This window comes from Streptomyces sp. NPDC127092, assembly GCF_042722475.1.
Classification (GTDB): Bacteria; Actinomycetota; Actinomycetes; order Streptomycetales; family Streptomycetaceae; genus Streptomyces.
This window is the reverse complement of sequence record NZ_JBHXFE010000040.1, coordinates 49,280-74,816: the sequence shown is the minus strand read 5'-3', so window position 1 is coordinate 74,816 and position 25,537 is coordinate 49,280. Positions and strand designations below refer to the sequence as shown.

Genomic DNA, 25,537 nt, shown 5'->3' with positions numbered 1-25,537 from the left:
GCTACTCCGGCAGGCGGGTGCCCTCCGGCAGCCGGATGCCGAAGTCCGCCCGGAGGACCGCCAGCACCTCGTCCGCGTCGGCGAGTTCGCGCTCCTTGCGGGTGCCGTCGGCCGCGGTCTCCGTCACGGTGCGGCCGGTGAGGGACAGATGGGTGTCGTCGGTGGTGCGCTGGGCGTAGACGGCGCGGGCGAACGGCGAGCGCGGGTGCGTCGCGATGTACCAGTTGATGACCTCGTAGTCGGGCCGTTCGAAGGGTTCGACGGTGAAGGCGTACTGGTCGTCCCAGCCGTCGGTCTCCGCGCCGTGCGCCTGAAGCGTCCACGTCTCCAGCGGCCCGTCCTGGTGTGCGCGGACCAGCCGGTGGCGGCGGGGGGTGTCGTGCGCCTCGGTGCCGGCGGTCAGCGGGATCGGTTCGAGGAGGGCGCCGATGCTGCCGAAGCCGACGTCGGTCACGTACGGAACGGGCTCGCCGGGCACCTCGGTCAGCATCAGCATGTGGGTCCGGGGCCGGACGTCGCCGGGCCGGGCCCCGACGAGGACGCGCGCGGTGAGCAGGGTGACCTCGAAGCCGAGCGCCCTGAGCACCGCGGCGAGCAGGGTGTTGTGCTCGTAGCAGTAGCCGCCGCGGGTTCCGTGGACGAGCTTGGCCTCGAGGTCCGGCAGCGCGAGCGAGGGCGCGCTGCCGAGCACCGGGTCCAGGTTCTCGAACGGGATGCCGGTGATGTGGGCGCGGTGCACGGACGTGAGCACGTCCCGTGTGGGCCGGCGCTCGCCGGTCCAGCCGATGCGGGCGAAGTAGGCGTCGAGGTCGATGGTCATGCGCCCACCGTACGCAGCCGGTTCGGGCTCCGCGTCGGCCTGCCGCCCGATGCGGAGCCCGCCACGGCCTACGACTTCGGTCGCAGGGCCGTCGGTCACGCCCCCGGAGGTGTGCCGTAGACCTTGAACTCCCAGAGGGAGTAGCCGTACGGGGTGGCGCGCTGCGTCCCGTAGACCCGGACGTAGCGGGCGGTGCCGGTCACGGCCGTCTCGTCGGTGCCGCCGTCGCCGGTCGTGGTGGCGTGGAGGTCGGTCCAGGTGGTGCCGTCGAGCGAGCCCTGGACGCGGTAGGCGCGGGCGTAGGCGGCCTCCCAGTCGAGGCGGACGCGCGAGAGGGCGGCGGGCGCGCCGAGGTCGACGCGGAGCCACTGCGGGTCGGCTCCCTCGGCGGAGGCCCAGCGGGTGTCCGTCCGCCCGTCGACGGCCTTGGCGGGCTCGAGTCCGGCCGCCTCGGTGGAGGAGGCGGTGACCGGCCTGCCCTGGGAGAGCAGGGTCTCGGGGCCGGGGGCCGGGGCGGAGTCGGTCAGCTGGTAGGCGCGGAGGCCGCGCAGCAGGAGGTAGGTGTCGCGCAGGGAGCCGGAGGTGTCTCCGAGGGAGCGGTAGATGCCCCACTTGGGGCGCACCCGGTCGGCGAGGAAGGTGTCGACGCCGGTCCTGGTGGCGTCGACGACGGTGGTGCCGCCGCTCTTGACCACCCAGCGCACGGCTCCGTCCGTGCCGTCGCCGATCCTGATCTCGTACTCGATGTCGATCCACTTGTCCTGCAGCGGTACGAGGTCGGTGCGGCCGACGAGGACGTCGCCGTCGAAGACCTTGTGCTCGATGGTCTGCCTGCCGTTCACGCGGCGCAGGGAGGTGACCGTGATCGGGGAGGTTCCGGTGCCGGGCTGCTTGGTCTGCATGACGTGGGTGAAGGTCGTGGTCGCCATCAGCGAGCTGGGGATGTACATCGAGTACGTCACGCGCCAGGTCTCGCCGAGCTTCCAGGACAGGTAGGAGGTGGACGAGGTGCGGTTGCCCGTCACCTCCTGCCGCTGCCGGTCGGTCGCGGTGTCCCGGTCCACCATGTGCATGTCGAAGCGGTAGGCGTCACCGGCGACCTTGATGTGCGGCTGGCCGCCGGGGTGGGAGTCGGCCCGGTCGTCCTCGACGGTCTCGAAGGCCCCGAGGCCGTGGGTCGCGGCGTCGGGTGCCCATCGCAGGGTCCAGCCGGCCGCCGCCTGGGCGGGCGCCGGTGAGGACAACGCGCCGAGCAGGGTCAGGGCGAGCGCGGTGAGGGCCGCCGCGAGGGCGGCCGGGAGCGTACGCCGTCGTGCCATGCGCCACCTCCGGTGGGGAGCGGGGATGTGATGGGCGCATGACATGCTGCCGCCATCTGAGGCGTTAGTAAAGCTTCCTGACAGTTATTCCTCGGGGGCGCGGGCGGGCAGGCGAAAGGGGCGGCCGGGCCCCGCCCGGCCGCCCCCTCTCAGGCCTCAGCGCCGCTCGCCTGCCCGGCGCTCACCCCACCGGTTCGGTCCGCACCCGGACCAGCCCGGCGAGACGCCTGCTGTGGGCGATCGCCTCGGCGGCGTCGGCGCCCCGGGCCACGACGTAACCGCCGATGTCCTCGTTCCAGGTCAGCGGGTTCACCACGTCGCCGGGCTCCACCATCACGTGGAGGTTCACGAACGCCGGGTCCGCGCGCACGGCCTCGGTGCCGGTCACCTCCACGACCCGGCCGGGCTCCGGAAGCAGGCACCGCAGGGCCATCGCGCCACGGGGCTCGGGCGACCCGTCCAGCGGCTCCAGCAGGCCGAACCCGGCGGCCAGCGCGTAACGCTCCATGTCGACGCCGTAGACGAGTTCGGCCATCTCGTTGATCGCGTAACCGCCGATGCGGTTGTGCGACTCCAGGATCCGCGGGCCCCGCGGGGTCAGCTTGACCTCGGTGTGCCCGGGGCCGTTGCGGAGACCCACGGCGTCCAGGAAGTCGAACACCAGTCGGGTGGCCTCGCGCACCGCCTCGGGCGGGTGCGGGGCGGGCATCGAGAGGCCGATCTCCGCGAAGCCCGTCGTGCCGAAGTCGGCGAAACCGGAGCCGCCGAGCTCCCGCCCGGTCGTCGCGACGACGACGTGCCGGCCGTCGAAGCTCAGCGTCTCCACGCTGAACAACGGGCCCTCCAGGTACTCCTCCATGAGGAACTCCTGGAAGGTGTCGGCGAAGGCCACGTCCCCCTGGGCCCAGTCCTTGTCGTTCAGGGACCGGTACTTCTCGGCGACCGCCTCCACCTCGGCCTCCTCGCGGACGCAGAACACCGCGAGACTTCCCGACTCCCGGACCGGCTTGACGATGATCGGCAGGCCGTGCTCCGCGACGAAGTCCCGGACGTCCTGGGTGGACCGGCCGACCGCGGAGGCCACCGGACTGATGCCCTTCTCGGCGAGACGCTGCCGCATCCGAGCCTTGTCGAGCAGCAGTTCCACGGTCTCGACGGACTCGCCGGCGAGACCGAGCGCCTCGTTGATCCGGGCCGCCGGGAGCAGCCCGAACTCGGTCAGCGTCACGGCAGTGCGGAACGGGTACTGCTCGTGCAGGGCCCGGGCCATCGGCAGGACGCGGTCGACGTCGGAGTAGTCCAGCAGCAGCGCCTGGTCGACGTACGGCCAGTGCTCGCTGCCGTACGCGTTCGGGTACTGGGCGTGCACCACGTCGAGGCCCAGCTCCCGGGCCTTGCGCAGCTGCCTGACCTTGCCGCCGACGACGAGGACGCGAGGCCGGCCGGAGGCGGCGTCCTGCGGGGAACCCTGGCCGCTGGGGCCGACATTCTCGGACAACGTGGCTCCTCGTCAGCCCAGGACTTCGGCGATGGCGTCGATGCCGCGGTCGAGCTCCTCGCGGGTGATCACCAGCGGCGGCGAGACCCGCAGGTTCTCCTCGGCCACCTTGCACAGCAGGCCCCGTTCGAGCAGCGCCTCGGAGACCTGCCGCCCCTTCGGGTGGCCCTCGGCGATCCGGACGTTGGCCCACAGGCCGCGGCCGCGGACCTCGGCCACGCTGTCCAGCTCGCCGAGCCGCGCGTGCAGGTACGTGCCGAGCTCTCGGGACCGCTCCTGGAACTCACCGGTCGCGAGCAGCTTCACCGCGGCGCGGCCGACGGCGGCGGCCAGCGGGTTGCCGCCGAAGGTCGAGCCGTGCTCGCCGGGCCTGAGCACGCCGATGACGTCGGCCCGGCCGGCGACCGCGGACACCGGCATGGTGCCGCCGCTCAGCGCCTTGCCGAGGGTGTAGAGGTCCGCGCGGACGCCCTCGTGGTCGAGGGCCAGCGTCGCGCCGGTGCGGGCCAGGCCGGACTGCACCTCGTCGGCGACGAACAGCGTGTGGGTCTCGTCGCACAGCTGGCGGACCTCGGTGAAGTAGCCCTTCGGCGGGACGACGACGCCGGCCTCGGCCTGGATGGGCTCCAGGAGGACCGCTGCGGTGTGCTCGGTGACCGCCGAGCGCAGGGCGTCGATGTCGCCGTAGGGCACGACTCTGAAGCCCGGCGTGTACGGGCCGAAGCCGTCGTGGACGGTGGCGTCCGTGGAGAAGGAGACGATGGTCGTGGTGCGGCCGTGGAAGTTCGAGCCGGCGACGACGATCTCGGCGGCGCCGTCCGGCACGCCCTTGACCCGGTAGGCCCACTTCCGGGCGATCTTCACGGCCGAGTCGACGGCCTCGCCGCCGGAGTTGGAGGGCAGGACCCGCTCGGTGCCCGTCAGTTCGGCGAGTTCACGGCAGAACAGCGCGAACTGGTCGTGGTGGAACATCCGGCTGGTCAGCGTCAGACGGTCGAGCTGCGCCTTGGCCGCGGCGATGATGTCGGGGTGCCGGTGACCGAAGTTCAGCGCGGAGTACCCGGCGAGGAAGTCGAGATGGCGCCGGCCGTCCAGATCGGTCACCCAGGCGCCTTCGCCGTGGGTGAGCACGACGGGCAGCGGAACGTAGTCGTTGGCGCCCCAGCGCTCGGCGAGCGCTATGTAGTCCTCGGTCGAGCTGACGTCCGTGGTCATGTTTCGACACTCCTTCGGCAGGCGTCGGGTTCCCTAGAGGGATCTGTTGTCGTAGAGGTGGTCATGTTCGATCCGGCGCAGCTCCTGGTAGTCGGCGAGCGTCTCCGCGGGATCGTCGGCGATGAGGTACACGTAGCCCGGCCAGGTCGCGACGTCGACCGTCCGGGGAAGCACGTGGCCCGCCGGATGCGCCATCACGGTGTGGGCGTACGACGGCAGTGCGCGGACCGGAGCCAGCTGTTCGTGGGACGGCACGACGCCGTGCTCCCTCGGGTTGATGAGGGCCACGAAACGCGGGTGCTTCAGCAACCGGTACGCGGTGGTGGGCAGGCGGTCGAACGCGTCGGGGTCCGCGACGGAAAGGGCGAGGAGGTCCACCTGGTTCACGCCGAAGCAGCGCGTGATGATCTCCGGGATCTGCCCGCCGCCGGTGCGTGCCCCGCACTCGACGAGCACCGGTCCCCGGGCGGTCAGCATGATCTCGGTGTGGCCGGCGCCGTTGCGGATCTCCAGCGCGTCGAGCACGCGGTGCGCGTAGGACTCCAGCCGCCGGGCGACCGGGTCGTCCGGTGCCAGCGGCTCGTCGTAGTCGTAGATGAAGTCGCCGCCGGGGACCTTGCGCTTGTGGTAGCGCCAGATCTCCACGGTGCGGTGCCGGCCGGCCCGGCTGACGGTGTTGACGTAGTACTCGTCGCCGTCCAGGAACTCCTGCGCGAGCACGACCTTGTTGACCATGCCGTGCCGGTCGGTGCCGCCCATGATCCGTGCGTGGGCGGCGCGCACCTGCTCCGGGGTCGAGCACGCCACGACGTTGTTCGTGCTGGAGCTGGAGACCGGCTTCACGACGACCGGATAGCCCGCGGTCGACCCGGCCCAGGCGACGATCTCGTCGGCGTCGGCGGAGACGATCGTGGCCGCGTGGTCGAGTCCGGCGTCCCGCAGGGCCTGGACCATGTCGTACTTGTTGCGGCGGGCGGTCGGCCGGCTCATCCCGTTGCCGGGGGTGCCGAGTTCGGCGGAGAGCTGGTCGGCCAGCTCGACGCCCGACTCGGTGCCGGGGATCACGGCGATGACCCCGTGCTCGCGCAGGGCGGCCGCCGTGGCCACCACGTCGCCGTCGTGGCGGACGTGGTCGACGAAGCCCTCGGGGTCGTAGGCCATGTGGACGTCGGGGTGCGGCGAGTGGATGTGCACGCACTCGATGCCGTGCCGCAGCAGCGCGGCCGGCAGATAGCGCCCGGTCGAGCGCCCGTCGACGATCGCCACGCGGCGCGTTCCCGCGCGGGAGCTGGTCACCATCGTCAGCTGTTTCCCTTGTGAGTCGGAAGGGTCTCGGGACGGAGGGTTCCGGCGGCGGCACGGCCGGCCCGCCGCCGATGCGGGGGACATCGGCGGCGGGCCGGCCGTCGGCTCGTCCTACCGGTAGGTGGCGAGCTCGCCGGTGCGACGCACGTCGAGGGTCACGCAGTGGAAACCGCCGCCCAGCGAGCGGGCGTGGGTGAGCTGCGCCGGGATGCACTCGACGCCGTGGCTCTCGAGCACCCGGATGAGGTCCACCTGGCGCTTGTCGATGATGACCTTGCCGGGCCCGACCGTCAGGAAGTTCATCCCGATCCACACCGACCCGCGCGGGTGGGGGCCGACGAAGCCCTGGTCCACCAGCTCCGGGCACTCGATCCTGTCCCAGCCGCGCAGGAAGTCGGGCATGTTGCGGTCGTTGACCCGGGACGGGTTGACCAGCACGAGTCCGGGGCGCAGCGGCGCGATGGTGGAGTCGATGTGGGTGGAGGTGTAGATGCCCGGGCACGGGTGCACGGTGTACTCGTCGCCGAGCGCGGCCTGCAGCCAGCGGGCGCCGAGCATGTTGCCGCTGTCCGAGACCTGGTAGAGCACGTCCGTGCCGAACTTGAGCACGTTGGCCGCGTCGAAGACCGGCTCCAGGTTCTTCAGCCGCTCGCCGGGCGCCGCGCTCGGCTCGTACATGTCGTCCGTCAGCTGGGGCTTGGGCGCGGAGATCCACCGCGCGCCGCTCTCCAGGTACTCGATGAACAGGTCCTTGTAGGCGAAGCCTTCGAGCCACCGGGACCGCAGCACCATGGGCGACTCGATGAGGGTCTTGCCGACGGCGAGGAAGCCGTCCCGGGGGCAGTAGTCGTGGAATCCGTCCGTGCTCCAGTCCGGCGTGGAGACGACCGACTTGTGGTCGCGCCCGCCGGGCCGCCGCACCTTCACGCCGAGCCCGGTGAGAATGTCGACGAGTTCCTCGAGCTCGGCCTCGGTCTGCTCGACGACGTGGGCGGGATACGGGCCGGGGACGATCTCCTCCGGGTTGTCGATGTCACCGTATTCCGCGGCGAGCAGACTCCGGTCGGTGACGGGCACCCGTGCGCCGGCGATGGTGCCGACGACGATCTCCTCCAGCGGATCCCATTCCGTGTACACGTCCACCAGGCTCATCGGGTTGTCCCTCCCATGCCGGGCGCCGCCGACGCGGCACCGGTCAGCCGTTCGAACACCGCTTCTCCCGCAACGCCGGCATTTCCCGGCCGGGGTTCGGAATCCCGTCAAGCGTGGCACGGGCGGCGCTCCGGCCGGGTAAGCGAGATGCGGAGCCGAGAGGGCCGAAAGTAAACGCGGTGCGTCCCCGCGAATGAGCTTGTCGCGGACGCGCGGGACGGCTCCGGCGCACCCACGCCGGTGATGCCGTCCGCGAAAGGCGCCGCATATGGCCGGGAACGACGAAATACCGGTGAGTCAGGGACTCGACCGGTATGTCGTGAACGAATCGGGACGTTCTCGCGAAAGCATCCCCATGGTGTCCGAGGGGGGACTTGAACCCCCACGCCCGATAAAGGGCACTAGCACCTCAAGCTAGCGCGTCTGCCATTCCGCCACCCGGACAAGGTGTCGTCGTCCGCGTGCTTTCCGGCCGCGGCGACAGAGATCAATCTACCAGGTGTTCGAGCCTCCGTTCACCACGTTTCCCGTGGTCAGCGCCGTGACGGCGGCAACAGGGGTCCGGCGTGGTCAGCGTCCCCGGTAGACGCGGGCGCTCCGGCCGTTCTCCGCGCAGGCCCACACGCCGTGCGGACAGTAATCCGAAAGCGACTGGTAGAGCGGCTGGTGCGCGCGGAACCAGGCGAGCATGCCGCTCATGTACGCCGGGTTGTCGCCGTTGCGGAACAGCCCCCACTCCGGATACGAGATGGCCTTGCCGTGCAGCTTCGCGAAGCTCACCTGCGCGCGCAGCCCGTACGGCTCGTCCACCTGCTCCCGGAACGTCGAGAGGTGCGGCTGGTCGTAGGCGTCCATGCCGATCACGTCCACGTACGCGTCGCCCGGGTAGCAGCTCGTCCACGGCACGGCGTCCCGGCCGCGGTTCGGCGCGAAGTCGAAGCGGAAACGCTGGCCCTTGACCGCCCGCATGGTGCGCACGATGCGGCGCCAGTACTCCCGCCAGCTGTCCGGGGCGGGATGGCAGCGGTGGGTGAAGGTGACGCCGTTCATCTCCCAGCCGAGGACGAGGACGCTGTCGGCGAGCCCGTGCCCGACCAGGCGCTGCGCCAGCACCCGGAAGTGGTGGTCATGGGCGCCGCTCGCGCCTTCGTCCAGAAGCCCGGCGACCTCTTCGTCGGACAGATGGGCCTCACTGCGGTCCAGCATCGGCACGTTGAGGACGACCAGCCGCCCGGCACGGGCGGCCCGCCAGGCCCCCCACGGCCGCAGGAACTCCGGCGGCCCCTCGATGCTCTCCCAGTCGTCACCGGGCAGGTACGTGCGCCCCGCCGTCAGCGTTCCGCGCCCCCACCACTTCTCGAAGCGCGCGATCCGGTCGATCCCGTCGGCCAGGGAGCCGGTGTACACCCCGTTCGCGGTGGGCCGCGGAGCCGGCTTGCCGTCACCGTCGGAGAGCCCGCCGGGCGAGACCAGCTGCGCCGCGGTGAACAGCGCGACGAACACGACCACCGACCACACCCGTGGAGCACGCCTCACCCGGACCGCCCTTCCGTCCGGGCTACGCCGGCCCTCGTCGTACGTCCTCACGGCCGACCGCCCTGAGGGACCGGGCCCGGGCGGGTACTGGCGCTCCCGAGTCTGGCGAACCGCCCCCGGACCCGCCACTCCGGTCCGCCGAGCGTGGGGGGGCGTGGGTGCGGCGGGCCAGGGCAGGCTCGGGTGACCCGGCCGGCTCGCGACCACGGTTTGCGATACTGCTGCGATGCCGCCTCCCCCCGCCCGTTCCGCACCGGCGCACCACGAGAGCGGTCTCGTGAGCGGACGTGGGGGCGCGCCTCGCTTCCTCCGCTTCCAGAGCCCGGTGCGGCACCCCCGGGGGCACTTCCCCGGCGTCTTCGCGCTGGCCAACGGACTCGCCCGGGACGGACTGCTCAGCGAGGCGGAGCACCGGTTCTGGCGCGCTGCCAACGACTGGTACGACGCCGCGTACCCCGACCCGTCCGACATCGACCCGACCGTCTACGACCCTGTTCTGAACCCCGGCGCCGCCGCCTGGTTCAAGGTCACGGCCGTCCACCTCCTGGACCGCGTGCCCGGCTACCTGTCGCTCCTGGCGGCACACGGCGTCGCCTGCGAGCGCGTCGAGTCCTCGGACCCGGGGCGGATCGTCTACGAGGACGCCGTCCAGGTGGTGGCGGTGCCGCGGGGGCCGGACCGGCCGGTGTGAGGGGTGCTGGTCGGTGTGCGTTCCGTGTGGGCGGCAGCGGGGTGGTGGTTCGGGCACGTAGGCTCACGGCGGCGCGGCCAGTTCGACGAGGAGGAGCCATGAACGCCACCGACGGAGACCGGCTCGGGCCGGCCGAGGCCGACGTCCGGAACGCGAAGACGACGCTGGTCCAGCTTCTCGCCCGCGCCGGTGTCTATTCCGGTGACGCGGAGGAGCTGATCGGGATCGTCGAGGCCGGGGCCCTCGCGCTGGCCCGCGAGGAACTCGGCGTTCTCGCCCGTGACGCGCCCCGGGAGAAGGGCGAGCCCTACGCCGCGGGCTGGGCCGACGGGGCCCGGACCGTCGCCGGGGGGCTCGGGGCCCGCGCCGAGCGGATCCTGCGTCAGGCCGTCGGCGCCGCCGGCGAGGACGAGGGCGGAGCCGGGCAGGAGCCGCTGCCGCCGGTCGGGCGGATGGAGCTGGAGCGGGCGAAGGTGGTCGTCCTGCCGCTCTACCTGTCCTTCTCCACGGCCTCCGACCTCGACCCCGAGGTCTCCGAGCAGGTGCTCACGGCCGTGCTCAGGACGATGACGGCCCGGCAGCGGGCCGGGTACGCGGACCGGCTCACGCAGTTCGCCGCCGCCCGTCACGACCGGGTGGAGCGGATGTACGCGGAGTACGGCCCGGGCAGCCCCATCGCCATCCACGGCCGCTACTCGCTGCTCCACTCCCCCAGCAGCATCGCCGTCCTGGAGCGGCTCACCACGACGCCCGACGCGCTGCGCGAGGAGTGGGACGCCGCCGAACTCCCGCCCGCCTGGCTGGAAGGCCTGATGACGGCATGGACCGCGTCGGCCTCCGCCGACGGCGTCCCGGCATGAGGGCGAGGCGTGAGGAGCGGGGCGTGAGGCCCGCTGCCGGGCGTCCGGCGGCCCCGCCCGTCGTGTTCGTGGACACGGAGCAGGTCGCCCTCGACTTCGTCGAGTGCCCGCCGCCCCCGCTCTCCGCCGGGGAACGGCGCGAGGTCGACCGCCGCTGGGCCGAGACCAGGGACCGCAACCCGGCGACCTTCGACGGACCCCTCGTCGCCGCCCTCGGCCTCGACCTGTACGGCTCCGGCCGCGCGACGGTGCGGTGGGCCCGGATGACGTACCGGCACCGGGCGCTGCGGGCGATCCGCCCGCCCGAGGACGTCCCGGGTTCCGTCTACGTGACGGTGCTGCTGCCCACCGACGAGGGACTGGTGCTCGGACGCGGTTCCCGTACCACCGCCACCCCCGGGCTCTGGAGCCTGCCGGGTGGTGCGGCCGAACCTCCGCCCACCGGACGGCCCTTGGATCTGGTCACCCTCAGCGGACACGCCGTCCGCGAGCTGGCCGAGGAGGTGGGCGTCACCCTGCCGGCGCCGGAGCTGCGGCTGTGGGCGCTGACCCGGGGCGCGCGCTTCGGCAGCCTCGGTTTCCACTTCCTCGCACCGTCCGCCCCCGCGGACCGGGTGCGCCACCGGCACGCCGCACTCGCCGCGGCGGAGTCCGCCCGTGGCATCGGGCCCGAGCTCGACGCGATCGCCTTCGCCGCGCCGGGCGGCCGGGCACCCGCCCCGCTACCCTGCGCCGACTACCTGCCGCAGGTGCTCGCACGGTACGCCGCACGCTGACCGCCGACGGGCCTGTCCTGGACGGCAGGACCGGGCGGGGCCACGGCCACGACGGAGGCGGGGAAGGTCTCCGCCGTGGCGACTCCTCCAGGGCGCCGCCCGGTCCGTGCCGTTCGACGCGGTGCTCCCGTGCCGCGGGGGTGCGCGTCGCGTGCCCCATCGTGTCCCGGGCCCGGAGCCGCGGACCAGAGGTTCCCGGCTGCGTGAACACGCGGTGGCACGATCCCGCCACCCGGGGGCCCGTCCCGTAGGGCTTCAGGGCCCGTGAGCTGGGCGTCCGCGCGTCTACTATGACCGGCGAGAGATGCGCGGAGCGGAGAGGACACGTGCCCATGCGTCGGCTGGGGGAGCTCGAGGCGGAGATCATGGACCGCTTCTGGAGGTGGAGCCGGCCCGCCACGGTGCGCGAGATCGTCGACGACATCAACCGCCTGCGGGACGTCGCCTACACGACGGTGACGACCGTGACCACGATCCTCTTCCACAAGGGCTATCTGACCCGCGCCCGGGAGGGCCGTATCTGGGTCTACCGGGCCGCGGCCACGCGCGAGGCCTATGCGGCGGCGCTGATGGCGGACGGTCTCGACGCCAGCGAGGACCGGCCCGCCGCACTCGCCGCGTTCGTCCGTGAGCTCGACGCGGCTGAACTCGCGGCCCTGCGCGAGGCCTTGAGCTGGACCGACGCGCCGGCGGACGGCCGCCGCTAGCTCACTTCCGCGGCGCTCCCGCGGAGCGCCTCACCCGGCCGTGGACCCGGCCCCGGGCGTGACGACACCGCGCCCCCGAGCCGTCAGGCCGCCGACGAGCATGGCGAGCAGCGCCGCGATCGCGGCCGAGCTGCCGATGACAAGGTTGGTGTGGTGGAGCATCAGGACGCTGCTGCCCGCGCCCACCTGCCCGGCGGCCCCGGCGAGCGCCGCCACCGCGCCCACGCGCTCTCCCGGCATGCCGTCGAAGACGGCGGCGTACAGCGGCATCAGGGCCAGGCCCGCCCCGGCCCCGGCGACGAGCAGGGCGGGCAGCACGCTGACGGCGTAGACCATGTGCTCGGGTACGGCGCCGAGGGCGGCGAGTCCGGCGGCCGTGAACAGCGTGCCGGTCACGACCAGCGCCCGGGGCGTCGTGCCCGCCGAGAGCCGGCCGGCGGCCAGGCGCGCGGCGACGACCGCCGCGAGGGCGGCGGGCAGGGCCATCAGTCCGGCGACGATCGGGCCGAAGCCGAGGATGAACTGCAGGCGCATGGTCACGAGGAAGTACAGGACGGGAAGCGCGGTGCCGAGCAGGACGAGGGCGAGGAGCGCGCCCGTGCGGTGCCCGTCCCGAAGGGCGTACGGCCCGAAGAGCGCATCCGGGGTCGTGCGCTGCCACCACAGGAAGCCCAGGAACAGCAGCAACCCCACGGCGGTGAGGATCCAGCCCAGGCCGGGCGCGTCGCCGGCGACACGGACGGTGTCGAGGCCGTAGACCAGGGCGCCCAGCCCGACGGAGCCGAAGAGGACCGCACCCGCGTCGAAGCGAGGAGGCGTGCCGGGGCCCGCCGCCGCGACGGGTTCGCGCACCAGTCTCAGAGCGGCGATCAGGGCGAGGACGGCCGGCGGGACACCCACGTACACGGCCGTCCGCCAGCTGAGCAGCTCGGTGAAGACTCCGCTGACGAGCATGCCGACCGCCGTGCCGCCGACGGCCACGGCCGCGTACACGCCGAAGGCCGTCCGGCGTTCCCTCGGGTCGGTGAAGGCCCGGGCGACCAGGGCCAGTGCGGCCGGCACGAGCAGGCCCGCCGCGACGCCCTGGAGCGCGCGGGTGGCCACCAGCAGCTCCGCGGTCGCACTGCCGTTGAGCGCTGCGGCGGCGACGAACACGGTCAGACCGGCGATCAGCGTCTTCCTGCGCCCGATGCCGTCGACGAGGTGTCCACCGAGGAGGATGACCACCGCGACCGCGACCACGTACGCCCGGAACACCGCGTCCATGAGGTCGGAACCGACGCCGAGGTCCATGTGGATGAACGAGGCCGAGCCGCCGAAGACCGTCAGGTCCAGCTCCACCAGGAGCTGCACCAGGACCGCGAGCGCCAGGACCCGCCATCGCCTCGGGTCCGCGGGCGGTACGTCGTAGGGGTGGGCCGGGGCGGTGGCGGCGGACCACGCGGCGGCCGGCCCCGGCGGCCCGAAGCCCTGCCCGGCGGCCGGGTGGGCGGGCGCGGTCGGGGCGTAGGCGGGCGGCGTGCCGTGGGGCGGAGCACCGTGCTGCGCGAGCGCGACCCGGGGGTCCTGCTGCGCGGGTACGGCGGGCGTCGGCGGCGCGGGCGCCGCCGGCGGTGCGAAGTCCAGCAACTGGGCAGCGTGCCGGCCGAGTTGGGCGAGCACGGAGCCCGGAAGCCACTCCTCGGTCCCGTCGGCCGCCGTGCGCTCGGCGATCTGCCGCGGGGTCGGCCGCCTGGCCGGATCCTTCTCCAGGCAGGCCCGCACGAGGTCGACCAGGGAGTCGGGTACGCCGGTGAGGTCGGCCTCCTCCTCGGCGACGCGGAAGAGGTGGGCGTTCAGACCGGTGTCCGTGGCGCCGAAGAGCATGCGCCCGGTGGCCGCGTAGACGAGGACGGCACCGAGGCAGAACACGTCGCTGGCCGGGGTGAGTTCGAGGCCGCGGACCTGTTCCGGCGACATGAAGCCGGGTGAGCCGATCAGCATGCCGGTGCGGGTGTGCAGGCTGTCGCCGGCGAGGCTGTCCATGGCGCGGGCGATGCCGAAGTCGATGACGCGGGGGCCGTCCACGGTGACGAGGACGTTGGACGGCTTGAGGTCCCGGTGGATCAGACCGGCCTCGTGGACGGTCCCGAGCGCGAGGGCGAGCCGGTTGGCGAGGGCGCGGACGGAGTACTCGGGCAGCGGACCGTAGTCCTTCGCCACCACGGAGTGCAGGTCGGGCCCGGGGATGTACTGGGTCGCCACCCACGGCACGGCGGCCTCGTGGTCGGCGTCGAGCACCGCCGCCGTCCAGCTCCCGCCCACCAGGCGCGCGGCCGCCACCTCCCGCGCGAAGCGCCTGCGGAACTCGGAGTTCCCCGCGTACTCGGCCTGCACGACCTTCACGGCCACGGTGCGGCCGCCCTCGGAACGACCCAGGTAGACCAGGCCCATTCCGCCCGCACCGAGCCGGGCGATGAGTCGGTACGGGCCGATGTGCGTCGGGTCTTCGGCGGTCAACTGATCCACAAGGCAGCAAGATAGTCCAACTCTCCTGCCGGAGGAGGGCACTTGGCAGGCTCTCACCGCATCTTTACGGGGCACGACCCGGCACACTCAGCGGCGCCCGGCCGCGGGCGGACGGGCGGTGCGGGAAGTGGGCGAGGGGGCGCCGGCCACGGGCGAGCGGACGGTGCCGGGCGGCATACGGGCGGTGCTGGTCGCGGGCGTACGGGCGGTGCGATCATCGGTGGCACGGCGGTATTCCCGCACCCGGACGCACCCTCCAGGAGCAGCATCGTGCAGACCCTCTCCTACGGCGACGTGAAGGCCGCGGTGGAGCGCGTCGCCGACCACGTCCGCCCGGTCGCGATCGCACCCGCGGAGCCCGTACACCCGCGGGACCTCCGGGGCGACGGAGGAACGGGAAGCCTTGGAGGCTCCGACGCTACCGGAGTCGCCGCCGCCCCCGAAGCCCCCGGAGCGCCCGGAGCGCCCGGAGCGCCCGGAGCGCCCGGAGCGTCCGACTACGAGCTCTTCTTCGCCCTGGAGTTCCTTCAGCACACCGGTTCCTTCAAGGCGCGCGGCGCGCGGAACTTCCTCCAGGCGCACCGGGACGCCGGCACCCTCCCCGAGGCGGGCGTGACCATCGCGTCCGGCGGCAACGCGGGGCTCGCGTGCGCGTGGGCGGCGGGGCAGCAGGGCGTGCGGGCCACCGTGTTCCTGCCGGAGACCGCCCCGAAGGTGAAGGTCGAGCGGTTGCGGGGGTACGGCGCCGACGTGCGGCTGGTCGGCTCCGAGTACGCCGAGGCGCTCGCGGCCTGCGAGGCGTTCGCGGCGGAGAGCGGGGCGCTCGCCTCCCACGCGTACGACCATCCGCTCATCGCCGCGGGCGCGGGCACGCTCGTGGAGGAGATCCACCGGCGGATCCCCGGCCTGGACACCGTGGTGGTCTCGGTCGGCGGCGGTGGTCTCTTCGCCGGTGTCGCCACGGCCGCGCGCGAGCACGGCATCCGTACGGTGGCGGTCGAGCCGGAGAACTGCCGCGCGCTGGACGCCGCCCTGGCGGCCGGCGCTCCGGTCGACGTGACGGTCGAATCGGTGGCGGCGGACTCGCTCGGCGCCCGGCGGGTCTCCGCCGCCGCGCTGCACGCGGCCGGCCAGGACGACGTCCGTACGCTCCTGGTCCCGGACGCCGAGATCGTGCGGGTGCGCCGGGCGCTGTGGGCGGATCACCGGCTCGTGGTCGAGCACGCCGCCGCCACCGCTCTGGCCGGGCTCACCGCCGGCGGCTACCGGCCGGGTCCCGGCGAGAAGGTCTGCGTGGTCCTCTGCGGCGCCAACACCGATCCCACCGACCTGGTGTGAGGTGACCTGGGCGGGGATCCGGCCTGCCCGTCGGCGGGGTGACGGTTACCCGGTCGGGGGAATGTGCGGGCGCGGGCGTTGACGCCCGACGCGCGGGTGGTACGTCGATGGCCATGCAGCCAGGCTCGTCCCCCGCGGTCGCCCCCTTCCTTCGTACGGCCGCCGCCTACGCGTGGCGGCTGCTGGTCGTCGGCACGCTCGTCTACGCGCTGTTCGCCTTGCTGGGGCGGTTCCACGAGATCGGTGTGGCGCTCTTCCTCGGTCTGGTGGTCACCGCCCTGCTGCGGCCGGTCGCGGACGTCGTCGCCCGGGGACTGCCGCGCGCGCTCGCGGTGGCGTTGACGATGCTGGGGAGCATCGCACTGGTCCTCGGCGTGCTGGCGCTGGTGGGCGAGGCGGTGGCGAACGAGCGGACGACGCTCGTGCGGGAGTTCCGGGACGGCGTCGAGCGGATCGAGCAGTGGCTGGAGCGGCCGCCGTTCCGGCTGAATCCCGAGGCGCTGTCGGACGTGCAGGCACGGATCGGGCAGTTCCTGTCCAGTCACCGTTCGACGCTGGTCAGCGATGCCGTGAGCGGGGCCCACCATCTGGTGGCGGTGCTGGCGACGCTGGCGCTCGCGTTGTTCTCGGCGGTCCTCTTCATCCACTCGGGCGACCGCCAGTGGGCCTGGTTCCGGGAGCAGTTGCCGGTGTCCGTACGGGGCCGGGCGGAGGTGGGCGGACGCGCGGCCTGGCGTACCTTCACCGGCTACACCCACGGGATCGTGCTGGTGGCGGCGACGAACGCGGTGCTGGTGGGGGTCGCGCTGTGGCTGCTCGGGGTGCCGCTGGCGGTGCCGCTCGCGCTGCTGGAGTTCGCCGCGGCGTTCATCCCGCTGATCGGCTCGCCGATCGCGCTCGCGGTGGCCGCCGTGGTCGCCCTGGCCGCCGAGGGGCCGCTGGTGGCGGCGATCGTGATCGCGCTGATCGTGGTGATCGGCCAGATCGAGGGGCATGTGCTGCATCCGCTGGTGATGAGCTGGGCCGTTCGGCTCCATCCGCTGGTGGTGGCGGTCTCGGTCGTCGCGGGTTCCATCGCGGCGGGCTTCGTGGGCGCGGTGGTGGCGGTGCCGCTGGTGTCGGTGGTGTGGTCGGTGCACTCGGCGCTGCGGGCGGCCCGGGAGACGGACCGCGAGACGGCCCGCGAGACGGAACGGGCCCTCGCGGAGGAGGGCCCGGAGGACGGTCAGGATCCGTCCGGTCCTCGTCCGCCGGACAGGTCCTGACGGCGTGAGGTGAGGATGCTGACGGCGTTGGCGGTGACGACCGCGGCGATCGCGGCGGCGTCGGGCCAGCCGAGGCGCTGCCCGAGGCCGGTCCAGCCGACCAGGGCCGCGAGCACCGGGTTGACGCTCATGAAGAGGCCGAAGGCCGCGGGCGGCACGTGGCGCAGGGTGAAGAGGTCCACGAGGTACGGGACGGCCGAGGAGAGCACGCCGGCGGCGACCGCGCAGCCGAGCGCCGCGGCCGTCGGCGGGTGGCGCAGCACGACGAGGACGCCGACGGGCAGGAACATCAGCGCGGACAGGCCGGCCGCGGCGGCGCTGCCCTGGGCTCCCGGGATGCGGTTGCCGACGGTGCGGTTGAGCAGGATGTACGCGGCCCAGCAGGCGGCTCCGAGCAGGCCGAAGCCCATGCCGAGGTAGTCGGTGGAGGGCTGGGGTCGCATGAGGGTGACCACGCCCGCCGCGGCGAGTACGGCGCAGGCGGCGTCGACGCGACGGCGGGTGGCGGCGAGCGCGATGGCGAGCGGGCCGAGGAACTCCAGGGTCACGGCGAGGCCGAGCCCGACCCGGTCGATGGCCGTGTAGAGGGACAGGTTCATGGTGCCGAACACGACCGCGAGCAGGACCACCGGCCACCACTGGTGACGGGTGAACGTGCGCAGCCGGGGCCGGTCGACGGCTATGAGGACGAGCGCGGCGACGTACTGGCGGACGGCGACGACCCCGACCGGGCCGAGGACGGGAAAGGCGAGGGAGCCGGTGGCGGCGCCGATCTGGTTGGACAGACCGCTGCCGAGCATGGCGGCCACGCCGGCCGCGGAGGTGCGGGGCGCGGGAGCGGCGGCGGACGAGGAGGCGAGATCCGAGGAGGCGGCGGACGGGGCTGCGGGCATGGTCCCGATCGTCCTCGCCACGGATGCTTGCGCAAAATGCATGGCTGGATCCGATCTATACGCTGGCCGTATGGATATGGAACTGCGCCAGCTGCGCTGTCTGGTCGCGATCGTCGACGAGGGCGGTTTCACGGACGCCGCGCTCGTGCTCGGTGTCTCCCAGGCCGCGGTGTCCCGCACCCTCGCCTCGCTCGAACGGAACCTGGGTGTACGGCTGTTGCGGCGCACCTCGCGGTCGGTGACGCCGACGGCGACCGGGGCCCGGGTGGTGGCGCACGCCCGCCGGGTGCTCGCCGAGGCGGAGGAGCTGGTCCGGGTGGCGGCATCGGGGGAAGACGCGCTGCGGATCGGCTACGCCTGGTCGGCCCTCGGCCGGCACACGCCCGCGTTCCAGCGGCAGTGGGCCGCCGCACATCCCGGTACGGAACTCCAGATGGTGCGGGTGAACTCGCCGACCGCCGGCCTCGCCGAGGGCTCGTGCGACCTGGCGGTGCTCCGCAGGCCCCTGGAGGACCGGCGCTTCGACTCGGCGATCGTGGGGCTCGAGCGGCGGCTGTGCGCCATGGCCGCCGACGAGCCGCTGGCCCGGCGCCGCTCGGTACGGCTCGCCGACCTCAGCGGTCACACGCTGCTCATCGACCGGCGCACCGGCACCACCACTCCGGAGCTGTGGCCGCCCGACTCCCGGCCGGCGACGGAGGAGACGTACGACGTGGACGACTGGCTGACCGCGATCTCCACCGGCCGCCGGATCGGGATGAGCGCGGAGGCCACGGCCAGCCAGTACCGCAGGCCCGGCGTCGTCTACCGCCCGGTGCGCGACGCCGAACCGGTCGCCGTACGCCTCGCCTGGTGGCGGGACGACCCGCATCCCGCCGCACAGGCGGTGATCGAACTGCTCACCGCGCTGTACCGCACACCGTGACGTTCCGGCACGTCGGCCCCTGCGCCGCACCTTCCTCCGGGCGTCAGATCGCGTGGGCGGCGCGCATCTCCTCGACGGCGGCCGGGTCGTAGCCGAGTTCGGCCAGGATGTGCTCGGTGTGCTCGCCGACGCCGGGGACGGCGTCCATGCGCGGCCGCGTGCCGCCGAGGTCGGCCGGCGGCAGCAGGGCCGGGACCTCGGTGCCGCCCGGGAGCCGCACGTCCCGCCGGCGGTCGCGGGCCTCGAGCACCGGGTGTTCCAGGAACTCCGCCATGTCGTTGACCCCGGCGTTGGCGATGCCCGCCTCGTCGAGGATCCTTCCCACGGTCGCGCTGTCGAGCTCGGTGAACCGCTCGGCCACCAGGGCGTCCAGCTCCGCCCGGTGGGCGACCCGGTCGGAGCCGGTCGCGAACCTCGGGTCCGTGACCAGTTCCGGCCGCTCCAGGAACCGCGCGCACAAGGCGGCCCATTCCCGCTCGTTCTGGATCGAGAACAGGACGTCCTTGCCGTCGGCGGCGGTGAAGGCGCCGTAGGGCGCGATGGTGGCGTGCCGGGTGCCGATGCGCGGGGGCTGCGCGCCGCCGAAGCGGGTGTAGTAGGCGGGCTGGTGCATCCATTCGGCGAGCGCCTCGAAGAGGGAGACCTCGACGGGGCGGGCGGTGCCGGTGGTGGCACGGGTGAACAGGGCGGTGAGGATGCCGCTGTAGAGGTACATGCCGCCGGCGATGTCCGCCACGGATATCCCGGCCCGGGCGGTGCCGTGCTCGTTGCCGGTCAGCGAGACCAGTCCCGTCTGGCACTGGACGAGCAGGTCGTAGGCCTTGCGGCCGGCCCACGGGCCGGTGGTGCCGTAACCGGAGAGGCCGGCCGCGACGAGCCGCGGGAAGCGCTCGGCGAGGGCCTCGGGGGCGAGCCCGAGGCGGGCCGCGGCGCCGGGCGCCAGGTTCTGCACGAACACGTCGGCCCCGGCGAGCAGCCGCTCCAGGACCTCGCGGCCGGCGTCCGTCTTCAGGTCGAGCGTGATCGACTCCTTGGACCGGTTGAGCCAGACGAAGTAGCTGGACTCCCCGTGCACGGTGGTGTCGTAGCGGCGCGCGAAGTCTCCGTCCCCGGGCCGCTCCACCTTGATCACCCGGGCGCCGAGGTCGGCCAGCTGGCGGGTGGCGAAGGGCGCGGCCACCGCCTGTTCGAGGCTGACGACGGTGATGCCGGAGAGCGGCAGGTCTGCGGGACGTCCGGTCATCGGGGGGCCTCCTGGCGCCAGGCGGTGCGGCGCGGTGTGCGGTACGGGCGGGCGTGCGGGTGCGCGGTGCGGACGGTCGTGCGGTGCTCGGCTGCTCGGCGGGCGTGCTGTGCGGGCCGACGGTGCTTGGCAGACGTGTGGGCGGGCGGTGCGGGCATGAGGGCGGGCGCGGTCAGCGTATGACGGCCGCCGAGAGGGCGTGCAGCCGCAGGGCCAGCTGGATCTCCAGGGCGCGGGCCGGTGACTGCCAGTCAGGGCCGAGGAGCCGGCCGATCCGCTCGACGCGCTGGGCCACCGTGTTCACATGGACGTGCAGGTCGTCCTTGGTGCGGGCGGGGCTCATGCCGCTGGCGAAGTAGGCGTCCATGGTGCGCACCAGGTCCGTGCCGCGGCGCCGGTCGTAGTCGACGACCTGGCCGATGGTCCGCTCCACGAAGCCCTCGATGTCGCGGGTGTCGGCGAGGAGCAGCCCGAGGAAGCCCAGGTCCTCGGCGGCGGCGCCCTCGCCCTGCCGGTGCAGCAGCCGCAGCGCCTCCAGGCAGCGGCGTGCCTCCTCGTAGGCCGGGGCGACCTTGTCGGGGTGGGCGAGCGGTGCGGGGACGGGTGCCGAGGCTCCGACGGAGACGGGCTCGTGGAGGGCGCCGCCGAGGTGCTTCGCGGTCTGCCGGGCGAGCTCGGCGGCGGTCTCTCCGGGGCCGAGCGGCAGCAGCAGGACGGTGCCGCCGTCGCGCGCCGAGGCCAGGCCGTGGCGGGTCGCGGCAAGGTGCGAGGCCGCCGAGCGCAGCCGCTGGCGGTCGGCGCTCTCCCGTCCGCCGCCGTCGGATTCGGTGTCGGCGCCGGCCCGGTCGATGCGGGCGGCGAGGACCACGTGGGGCGCGTCGGTGTCGGCGCGCAGCCGGGCGGCGCGCTCCCGCAGCAGCCGCCGGTCGCGGTCGGGCGCGTCGAGGAGGTCGTCGAGCAGCTCGCCGCGGACCCGCTGCTCGGCCTCGCCCGCGGAGCGGCGGGCGAGCAGCAGCAGGGACGTCACGAGGGCGGCCCGCTCCAGTGTCCGCAGGTCGACGGGGTCGAGTCCGGGCCGGTCGCGCAGCACGAGGGCGCCGAAGGTCTCGCCGCCCGCGGAGACCGAGGCGATCCAGTCGTCGCCGTCCCGCGCGGCGTGGCCCTCGGCGATCCTCGCGGGTCCCGGCGGCTCCTCGACGAAGTCGACGGTGCCGCCGAGGACTTCGGAGACGGCCGCGGCCACGTCGTGGACCCCGCCGCCGCGCAGCACGAGCTCGGTGAGCCGGTCGTGCACCTCGGAGGCGCGCTCGATGACGCCGCTGTGCTCGCGGATGATGTCGTTGGCCCGCTCCAGCTCGGCGAGGGCGGAGCGGGTCTCGGCGAGCAGGTTGGCGGTGTCGATGGCGACGGCGGCGTGCGCGGCGAAGGAGCCGAGCAGGGCGACCTGCTCGCGTTCGAAGACGCGGGCGCGCCGGTCGGCGGCGAACAGGACGCCGATGACCTGGCTGCCGAGGGTGAGCGGCACGCCGAGGATCGCGACGAGGCCCTCGTCGCCGACCGCGCTGTCGATGGCCTCGGTGTGCTGGAACCGCGCGTCCTGGAAGTAGTCCTCGGTGACGTACGGCCGGGCGGTCTGGGCGACGAGTCCGCCCAGCCCCTCCCCCATGCCGAGTCTGACCTGCTGGAACCTGGCCGAGACGGAGCCCTCGGTGACCCGCATGTAGGTGTCGCCCCTGACCGGGTCGTTCAGGCTGAGGTAGGCGACCTCGGTGCCGAGCAGGGAGCGGGCGCGCTGGACGATGGCGCGGAGCACGTCGTCGAGGTCGCGCAGGCCCGCGAGGTCGTGCGCGGTCTCGAAGAGCGCGGACAGCTCGGCCTCGCGCCGCCGCCGGCCCTCCAGCTCGGCCCGGACCCGCAGTGCGAGCTGCTTGGCCTGCTCCAGTTCGGCCAGCTCCTCGGGCCCCGCGCCGCTCGCGCGGGCGAGCAGCACGGGGCGGTCGTACGCCTCGGTCGCGGCGCCGCGGGCGAGGAGCTCCAGGTAGGCGGCCTGTTCGTGGGTCATGGTCACAGGGATACCTGTCGTACGGGGGGTCGCACCAGCCCTGTGGACAACCGCCTGTGGACAACGGACGCGGCGCTCAGTGCGCCGTCCAGCCTCCGTCCAGGCTGAGCGAGGTGCCGGTGACGAAGGAGGCCTGCGGGGTGCAGAGGTACAGCACGGCCTCGGCGACCTCCTCGGGCTCGATCAGCCGCTTGAGCGCGGAGTCGCGCAGGAGGACGTCGGAGACCACCTGCTCGGCGGGGATGCCGTGGGCGGCGGCCTGGTCGGCGATCTGCCGCTCGACGAGCGGCGTGCGGACGTAGCCGGGGCTGACGCAGTTGGAGGTGACGCCGTGCGGGGCGCCTTCGAGGGCCGCGGTCTTCGACAGGCCCTCAAGACCGTGTTTGGCGGCCACGTAGGCCGACTTGAAGGCGGAGGCGCGCAGTCCGTGGACGGAGGAGATGTTCACGATCCGGCCCCAGCCCCGCGCGTACATCTCCGGGAGCGCGCCTCTGATGAGCCGGAACGGCGCCTCCAGCATCACGGTCAGGACGGTGTGGAAGACGTCCGGGGGGAAGTCCTGGAGGGGCCGGACGAGCTGGAGTCCCGCGTTGTTCACGAGGATGTCGGCGCCGGCGGCCGTGGCCTCGGCGGCGTCGAGGTCGGTGAGGTCGAGCAGCCGGGGCTCGACGGCGCCGGGGAGGGACCGGGCGGCCTCGGTCAGCGCGTCGAGTCCTTCCGCGGCCTTGTCGACCGCTCTGACCCGGGCTCCGGCGGCGGCGAGCCGCAGCGCGCAGGCGCGGCCGATGCCGCCGGCCGCGCCGGTGACGAGCGCGGTGCGCCCGGAGAGGTCGAGGGTGACGGGCCCGGGGGCGGGGCGGGGCCGGGCGGCCTGGGCCGGGACGGGTCCCGGTGTGATGGAGGCGCTCATGTGCGGCACCCTACGAAGCGGTTCCTCCCCGACCGATGTGTGCCGGACACATAGTTCAGCCCAGGGGGCTGGGGTCGAACCATGTGGGTTCGTCCTTGAGGGCCTGCTCGATGCGGAAGTGCGAGAACCGTTTCATCTCGGGCAGCTCGTCGAGCGCGAACCAGCCGACCTCCGTCGACTCGTCGTCGTTGACCCGGGCCTCGCCGCCGACGGCCCGGCAGCGGAAGGACACGTCCATGAACTGGCAGCGGTCGCCGTTGGGGTAGACGACCGGCTTGCGGAGGGTCTGCACGAGCACGACCCGCTCCACCTCGGCCCGCACGCCCGTCTCCTCGTACACCTCGCGGACGGCGCAGGCGGCCGGCTGCTCGCCGGGCTCCACGATGCCGCCGACGATGGCCCACATGCCGTTGTCCGCGCGGCGGCCCAGGAGCACGCGTCCCCGGTCGTCGAAGACGACGGCGGAGACGCCGGGCAGGAAGAGCAGCTGGTGGCCGGCGGATGCCCGGATGTCACGGATGAAGTCAGGGGTGCCCATGACTCGACCCTAGATCATCATCCGATCGTCCCGGCCGCCGCTCGGACCTCCCGGGCCCGCACGGGTGCCGGTTCAGGCGGAGTCCGACCGGCGGGCCCGCGCGGAGCGTGCGGCCGACCAGCCGAGACCGGCCACGGCGACCGCCACGAGGAGCGCCTCGGGCAGGGTGCCCATGCGGGTCGCCGGGGTCAGCGAGGAGCGCAGCGGCACCTTCTCGACGAGCACGGCGGGGGTGAACAGCTCGGTCTCCGCGACGATCGTCCCGTCGGGCCGGATGACCGCGCTCACACCGCTCGTGACCGGGACGACGACGCTGCGGCTGTGCTCCACGGCGCGCACCCGCGACATGGCGAGCTGCTGGTAGGTCATCTCACTGCGGCCGAAGGTGGCGTTGTTGCTGGGTACGGTGATCAGCTGGGCGCCGTGGGTGACGGTGTCCCGGACCGCCCAGTCGAAGGCCGCCTCGTAACAGGTGGCGAGGCCCACCTTCGTACCGGCCAGGTCGAAGACGCCGACCTTGTTCCCCGGCCCGAAGTCGCGGCGGACGCGGTCGACGTCGCTGCTGAAGAGCCGGACGAACGACCGCATGGGGATGTACTCGCCGAAGGGCTGGACGTGCCGCTTGTCGTACTCGGCGACCGGGCCCTTCCCCGGCTCCCACTGGATGAGGGTGTTGCGCAGCTTGCCGGTCTCGGGCGCGATGACGGAGCCGATCACGGTGGGCGCGTTCACCTTGCGCACGGCGTCGTCGATGACCTCGTACGCGTCCGGGTTGGCGTAGGGGTCGATGTCGGAGGAGTTCTCCGGCCACAGCACGAAGTCGGGCTGCGGCGCGCGGCCCGCCCTCACCTCGGCGGCGAGCTCCTTGGTGCGGTTGGCATGGTTGTCGAGCACGGCACGCCGCTGGGAGTTGAAGTCGAGGCCGAGGCGGGGCACGTTGCCCTGGACGGCTGCGACGGTCGCGGTGCCGTCCTCCGCCGCGTCGGAGACGAGCGGCAGGGCGGCGAGGGCCCCGGTGACGGGCACCAGCACGGCGAGCGCGGCGGCGACCAGCGGGCCGCGCGCCGGGCGCGAGGGCGCCGCGGCGGGGGCCGGGGCCGTGGCCGTCGTCCGCGAAGAGTCGGGAGCCTCCTCGGAGGACCCGGGCGTACTGGCGGACTCGGGCGTCCGGACGGATTCGGGGGTCCGGGCGGGCTCAGGCGTCCGGGCGGACTCAGACGCCCCGGCAGCGTCGGCGGCGTCGGCGGCCTCCTCGGACGCCGGACCCGTGCCCGTACGGCTCGTCGGACCCGTGCCGGTACGGCTCGTCGGACCCGTGCCGGTGCTGGCGCGCCGGACGAGGACCTGGCGCAGGAGCTCGTACAGGCCGAAACCGCACAGCGCGACGCCGAAGCCGAGGACCGGGGTGCCGCCCACGGCCGCGAGCGGCAGGAAGATCCCGTCCGCCTGCCCGAAGGCGATCTTGCCCCAGGGGAAGCCGCCGAACGGCACGCGCGCGCGTGCCGCCTCGCCGAGGATCCACACGGCGGCGGCGAAGACCGGCCACGCGGGCAGCCGGGAGACGACCGCGATGCCGAGGCCCACGGCTCCGACGAACAGCGCCGACACGGCGGCGAGCGCCACCCACGGCAGCGGCCCGACCTCTTCGCCGGTCCACACGAGCAGCGGCATCAGGAAGCCGAGGCCGGCCAGGTAGCCGAGGCCGAAGCCGGCCCGCGGCCGCCGGCCGCGCAGCGTCCAGCCGAGCAGCGCGAACGCGGGCAGCGCGAGCCACCACAGGGGCCGGGGCGGGAAGCTCAGGAAGAGCATCAGCCCGGACAGCAGGGCCGCACCGGGGCGCAGCAGCCGCCGAGGGCCGCCGGCCCGCTCGGGGGCGGTATCGGACTCGGGCGCGTCGGCGGGGGCGATGGTGGTGCTCACGAGCCGGAGTCTACGGCGCGGGGCGCGCCCGGCAGGAGTGCGGTCCGCACCGCGCG

Annotated in this window: 21 protein-coding genes, 1 tRNA gene and 1 pseudogene; 7 read left to right on the top strand and 16 right to left on the bottom strand. The window is 73.7% G+C overall.

Annotated features, from left to right (window positions below):
* Position 1: 1 nt before the first annotated feature.
* From ACFWJO_RS28450 to ACFWJO_RS28410, 9 genes and pseudogenes are all read right to left on the bottom strand, one after another.
* Entirely contained in the window at positions 2-820 is an 819-nt protein-coding gene (locus ACFWJO_RS28450; RefSeq protein ID WP_386869631.1) for an arylamine N-acetyltransferase, read from the bottom strand.
* A 95-nt stretch (positions 821-915) separates the two neighbouring features.
* Positions 916-1,311 carry a discoidin domain-containing protein gene (locus tag ACFWJO_RS28445; protein ID WP_386869652.1) on the bottom strand — a complete coding sequence of 132 codons (396 nt, stop codon included), beginning with the start codon at positions 1,309-1,311 and terminating at the stop codon, positions 916-918.
* A 33-nt stretch (positions 1,312-1,344) separates the two neighbouring features.
* Positions 1,345-2,139: pseudogene (locus ACFWJO_RS28440) on the bottom strand (Tat pathway signal sequence domain protein); the annotation flags it as partial.
* Positions 2,140-2,320: 181 nt separating this feature from the next.
* A complete protein-coding gene (locus ACFWJO_RS28435; RefSeq protein ID WP_386869629.1) occupies positions 2,321-3,637 on the bottom strand; it encodes an ATP-grasp domain-containing protein in 1,317 nt (438 codons plus the stop codon).
* Positions 3,638-3,649: 12 nt separating this feature from the next.
* Positions 3,650-4,852 (bottom strand): ornithine--oxo-acid transaminase, encoded by a 1,203-nt coding sequence (rocD, locus tag ACFWJO_RS28430; RefSeq protein WP_386869627.1) that lies wholly within the window; start codon positions 4,850-4,852, stop codon positions 3,650-3,652.
* 33 nt (positions 4,853-4,885) lie between these two features.
* A complete protein-coding gene (locus ACFWJO_RS28425; RefSeq protein WP_386869625.1) occupies positions 4,886-6,151 on the bottom strand; it encodes an ATP-grasp domain-containing protein in 1,266 nt (421 codons plus the stop codon).
* 117 nt (positions 6,152-6,268) lie between these two features.
* Positions 6,269-7,309 (bottom strand): inosamine-phosphate amidinotransferase 1, encoded by a 1,041-nt coding sequence (locus ACFWJO_RS28420; protein WP_385696324.1) that lies wholly within the window; start codon positions 7,307-7,309, stop codon positions 6,269-6,271.
* A 356-nt stretch (positions 7,310-7,665) separates the two neighbouring features.
* Positions 7,666-7,753, bottom strand: a tRNA-Leu gene (locus tag ACFWJO_RS28415).
* Between the two features lie 126 nt (positions 7,754-7,879).
* Entirely contained in the window at positions 7,880-8,845 is a 966-nt protein-coding gene (locus ACFWJO_RS28410) for a glycoside hydrolase family 26 protein (protein ID WP_386869623.1), read from the bottom strand.
* A 277-nt stretch (positions 8,846-9,122) separates the two neighbouring features.
* On the opposite strand from ACFWJO_RS28410, the gene ACFWJO_RS28405 reads away from it, so the two are divergent.
* The 4 genes from ACFWJO_RS28405 (at position 9,123) to ACFWJO_RS28390 (ending at position 11,879) form a co-directional block, all read left to right on the top strand.
* Positions 9,123-9,536, top strand: coding sequence for a hypothetical protein (locus tag ACFWJO_RS28405; RefSeq protein WP_386869621.1), 414 nt, complete (start codon positions 9,123-9,125; stop codon positions 9,534-9,536).
* Positions 9,537-9,634: 98 nt separating this feature from the next.
* Positions 9,635-10,396 (top strand): hypothetical protein, encoded by a 762-nt coding sequence (locus tag ACFWJO_RS28400; protein ID WP_386869619.1) that lies wholly within the window; start codon positions 9,635-9,637, stop codon positions 10,394-10,396.
* A 23-nt stretch (positions 10,397-10,419) separates the two neighbouring features.
* Positions 10,420-11,172: an NUDIX domain-containing protein gene (locus ACFWJO_RS28395; protein ID WP_386869617.1), complete on the top strand. Its 753-nt coding sequence runs from the start codon at positions 10,420-10,422 to the stop codon at positions 11,170-11,172.
* 332 nt (positions 11,173-11,504) lie between these two features.
* Complete coding sequence (locus ACFWJO_RS28390) at positions 11,505-11,879, top strand: BlaI/MecI/CopY family transcriptional regulator (protein ID WP_386869615.1); 375 nt, start codon at positions 11,505-11,507, stop codon at positions 11,877-11,879.
* A gap of 30 nt (positions 11,880-11,909) precedes the next feature.
* Here ACFWJO_RS28390 and ACFWJO_RS28385 read toward each other — a convergent pair whose 3' ends face one another.
* Entirely contained in the window at positions 11,910-14,387 is a 2,478-nt protein-coding gene (locus ACFWJO_RS28385; RefSeq protein ID WP_386869613.1) for an MFS transporter, read from the bottom strand.
* Positions 14,388-14,657: 270 nt separating this feature from the next.
* Here ACFWJO_RS28385 and ACFWJO_RS28380 point away from each other — a divergent pair, with 270 nt between their 5' ends.
* The gene (locus ACFWJO_RS28380; RefSeq protein WP_386869611.1) at positions 14,658-15,725 is read left to right on the top strand and encodes a serine/threonine dehydratase; all 1,068 of its coding nucleotides are present in this window, start codon (positions 14,658-14,660) and stop codon (positions 15,723-15,725) included.
* A 113-nt stretch (positions 15,726-15,838) separates the two neighbouring features.
* Positions 15,839-16,990 (top strand): AI-2E family transporter, encoded by a 1,152-nt coding sequence (locus ACFWJO_RS28375; RefSeq protein WP_386869650.1) that lies wholly within the window; start codon positions 15,839-15,841, stop codon positions 16,988-16,990.
* Here the strand turns inward: ACFWJO_RS28375 and ACFWJO_RS28370 are convergent.
* Positions 16,951-17,883 (bottom strand): DMT family transporter, encoded by a 933-nt coding sequence (locus tag ACFWJO_RS28370; protein WP_386869609.1) that lies wholly within the window; start codon positions 17,881-17,883, stop codon positions 16,951-16,953. The two genes, ACFWJO_RS28375 and ACFWJO_RS28370, sit on opposite strands and share 40 nt — an antisense overlap.
* A 70-nt stretch (positions 17,884-17,953) precedes the next feature.
* On the opposite strand from ACFWJO_RS28370, the gene ACFWJO_RS28365 reads away from it, so the two are divergent.
* Positions 17,954-18,808: a LysR family transcriptional regulator gene (locus ACFWJO_RS28365; protein ID WP_386869608.1), complete on the top strand. Its 855-nt coding sequence runs from the start codon at positions 17,954-17,956 to the stop codon at positions 18,806-18,808.
* 43 nt (positions 18,809-18,851) lie between these two features.
* On the opposite strand, the gene ACFWJO_RS28360 is transcribed toward ACFWJO_RS28365, so the two are convergent.
* From ACFWJO_RS28360 to lnt, 5 genes are all read right to left on the bottom strand, one after another.
* The gene (locus tag ACFWJO_RS28360; RefSeq protein WP_386869606.1) at positions 18,852-20,051 is read right to left on the bottom strand and encodes a CaiB/BaiF CoA transferase family protein; all 1,200 of its coding nucleotides are present in this window, start codon (positions 20,049-20,051) and stop codon (positions 18,852-18,854) included.
* 172 nt (positions 20,052-20,223) lie between these two features.
* Positions 20,224-22,113: a helix-turn-helix domain-containing protein gene (locus ACFWJO_RS28355; RefSeq protein WP_386869604.1), complete on the bottom strand. Its 1,890-nt coding sequence runs from the start codon at positions 22,111-22,113 to the stop codon at positions 20,224-20,226.
* Between the two features lie 76 nt (positions 22,114-22,189).
* The gene (locus tag ACFWJO_RS28350) at positions 22,190-23,023 is read right to left on the bottom strand and encodes a 3-hydroxybutyrate dehydrogenase (protein WP_386869602.1); all 834 of its coding nucleotides are present in this window, start codon (positions 23,021-23,023) and stop codon (positions 22,190-22,192) included.
* Positions 23,024-23,078: 55 nt separating this feature from the next.
* A complete protein-coding gene (locus ACFWJO_RS28345) occupies positions 23,079-23,561 on the bottom strand; it encodes an NUDIX domain-containing protein (RefSeq protein WP_384408369.1) in 483 nt (160 codons plus the stop codon).
* Between the two features lie 72 nt (positions 23,562-23,633).
* Positions 23,634-25,481, bottom strand: coding sequence for an apolipoprotein N-acyltransferase (lnt, locus tag ACFWJO_RS28340; protein WP_386869599.1), 1,848 nt, complete (start codon positions 25,479-25,481; stop codon positions 23,634-23,636).
* Positions 25,482-25,537: the final 56 nt, after the last annotated feature.

Bases quoted from the DNA above. Each gene is read 5' to 3' on its own strand.
- ACFWJO_RS28365 (WP_386869608.1), top strand. From the start codon at position 17,954: ATGGATATGGAACTGCGCCAGCTGCGCTGTCTGGTCGCGATCGTCGAC.
- rocD (WP_386869627.1), bottom strand. From the start codon at position 4,852: ATGACCACGGACGTCAGCTCGACCGAGGACTACATAGCGCTCGCCGAG.
- ACFWJO_RS28425 (WP_386869625.1), bottom strand. From the start codon at position 6,151: ATGGTGACCAGCTCCCGCGCGGGAACGCGCCGCGTGGCGATCGTCGAC.
- ACFWJO_RS28375 (WP_386869650.1), top strand. From the start codon at position 15,839: ATGCAGCCAGGCTCGTCCCCCGCGGTCGCCCCCTTCCTTCGTACGGCC.
- ACFWJO_RS28450 (WP_386869631.1), bottom strand. From the start codon at position 820: ATGACCATCGACCTCGACGCCTACTTCGCCCGCATCGGCTGGACCGGC.
- ACFWJO_RS28400 (WP_386869619.1), top strand. From the start codon at position 9,635: ATGAACGCCACCGACGGAGACCGGCTCGGGCCGGCCGAGGCCGACGTC.
- ACFWJO_RS28355 (WP_386869604.1), bottom strand. From the start codon at position 22,113: ATGACCCACGAACAGGCCGCCTACCTGGAGCTCCTCGCCCGCGGCGCC.
- ACFWJO_RS28390 (WP_386869615.1), top strand. From the start codon at position 11,505: ATGCGTCGGCTGGGGGAGCTCGAGGCGGAGATCATGGACCGCTTCTGG.
- ACFWJO_RS28350 (WP_386869602.1), bottom strand. From the start codon at position 23,023: ATGAGCGCCTCCATCACACCGGGACCCGTCCCGGCCCAGGCCGCCCGG.
- ACFWJO_RS28360 (WP_386869606.1), bottom strand. From the start codon at position 20,051: ATGACCGGACGTCCCGCAGACCTGCCGCTCTCCGGCATCACCGTCGTC.
- ACFWJO_RS28345 (WP_384408369.1), bottom strand. From the start codon at position 23,561: ATGGGCACCCCTGACTTCATCCGTGACATCCGGGCATCCGCCGGCCAC.
- ACFWJO_RS28420 (WP_385696324.1), bottom strand. From the start codon at position 7,309: ATGAGCCTGGTGGACGTGTACACGGAATGGGATCCGCTGGAGGAGATC.
- ACFWJO_RS28370 (WP_386869609.1), bottom strand. From the start codon at position 17,883: ATGCCCGCAGCCCCGTCCGCCGCCTCCTCGGATCTCGCCTCCTCGTCC.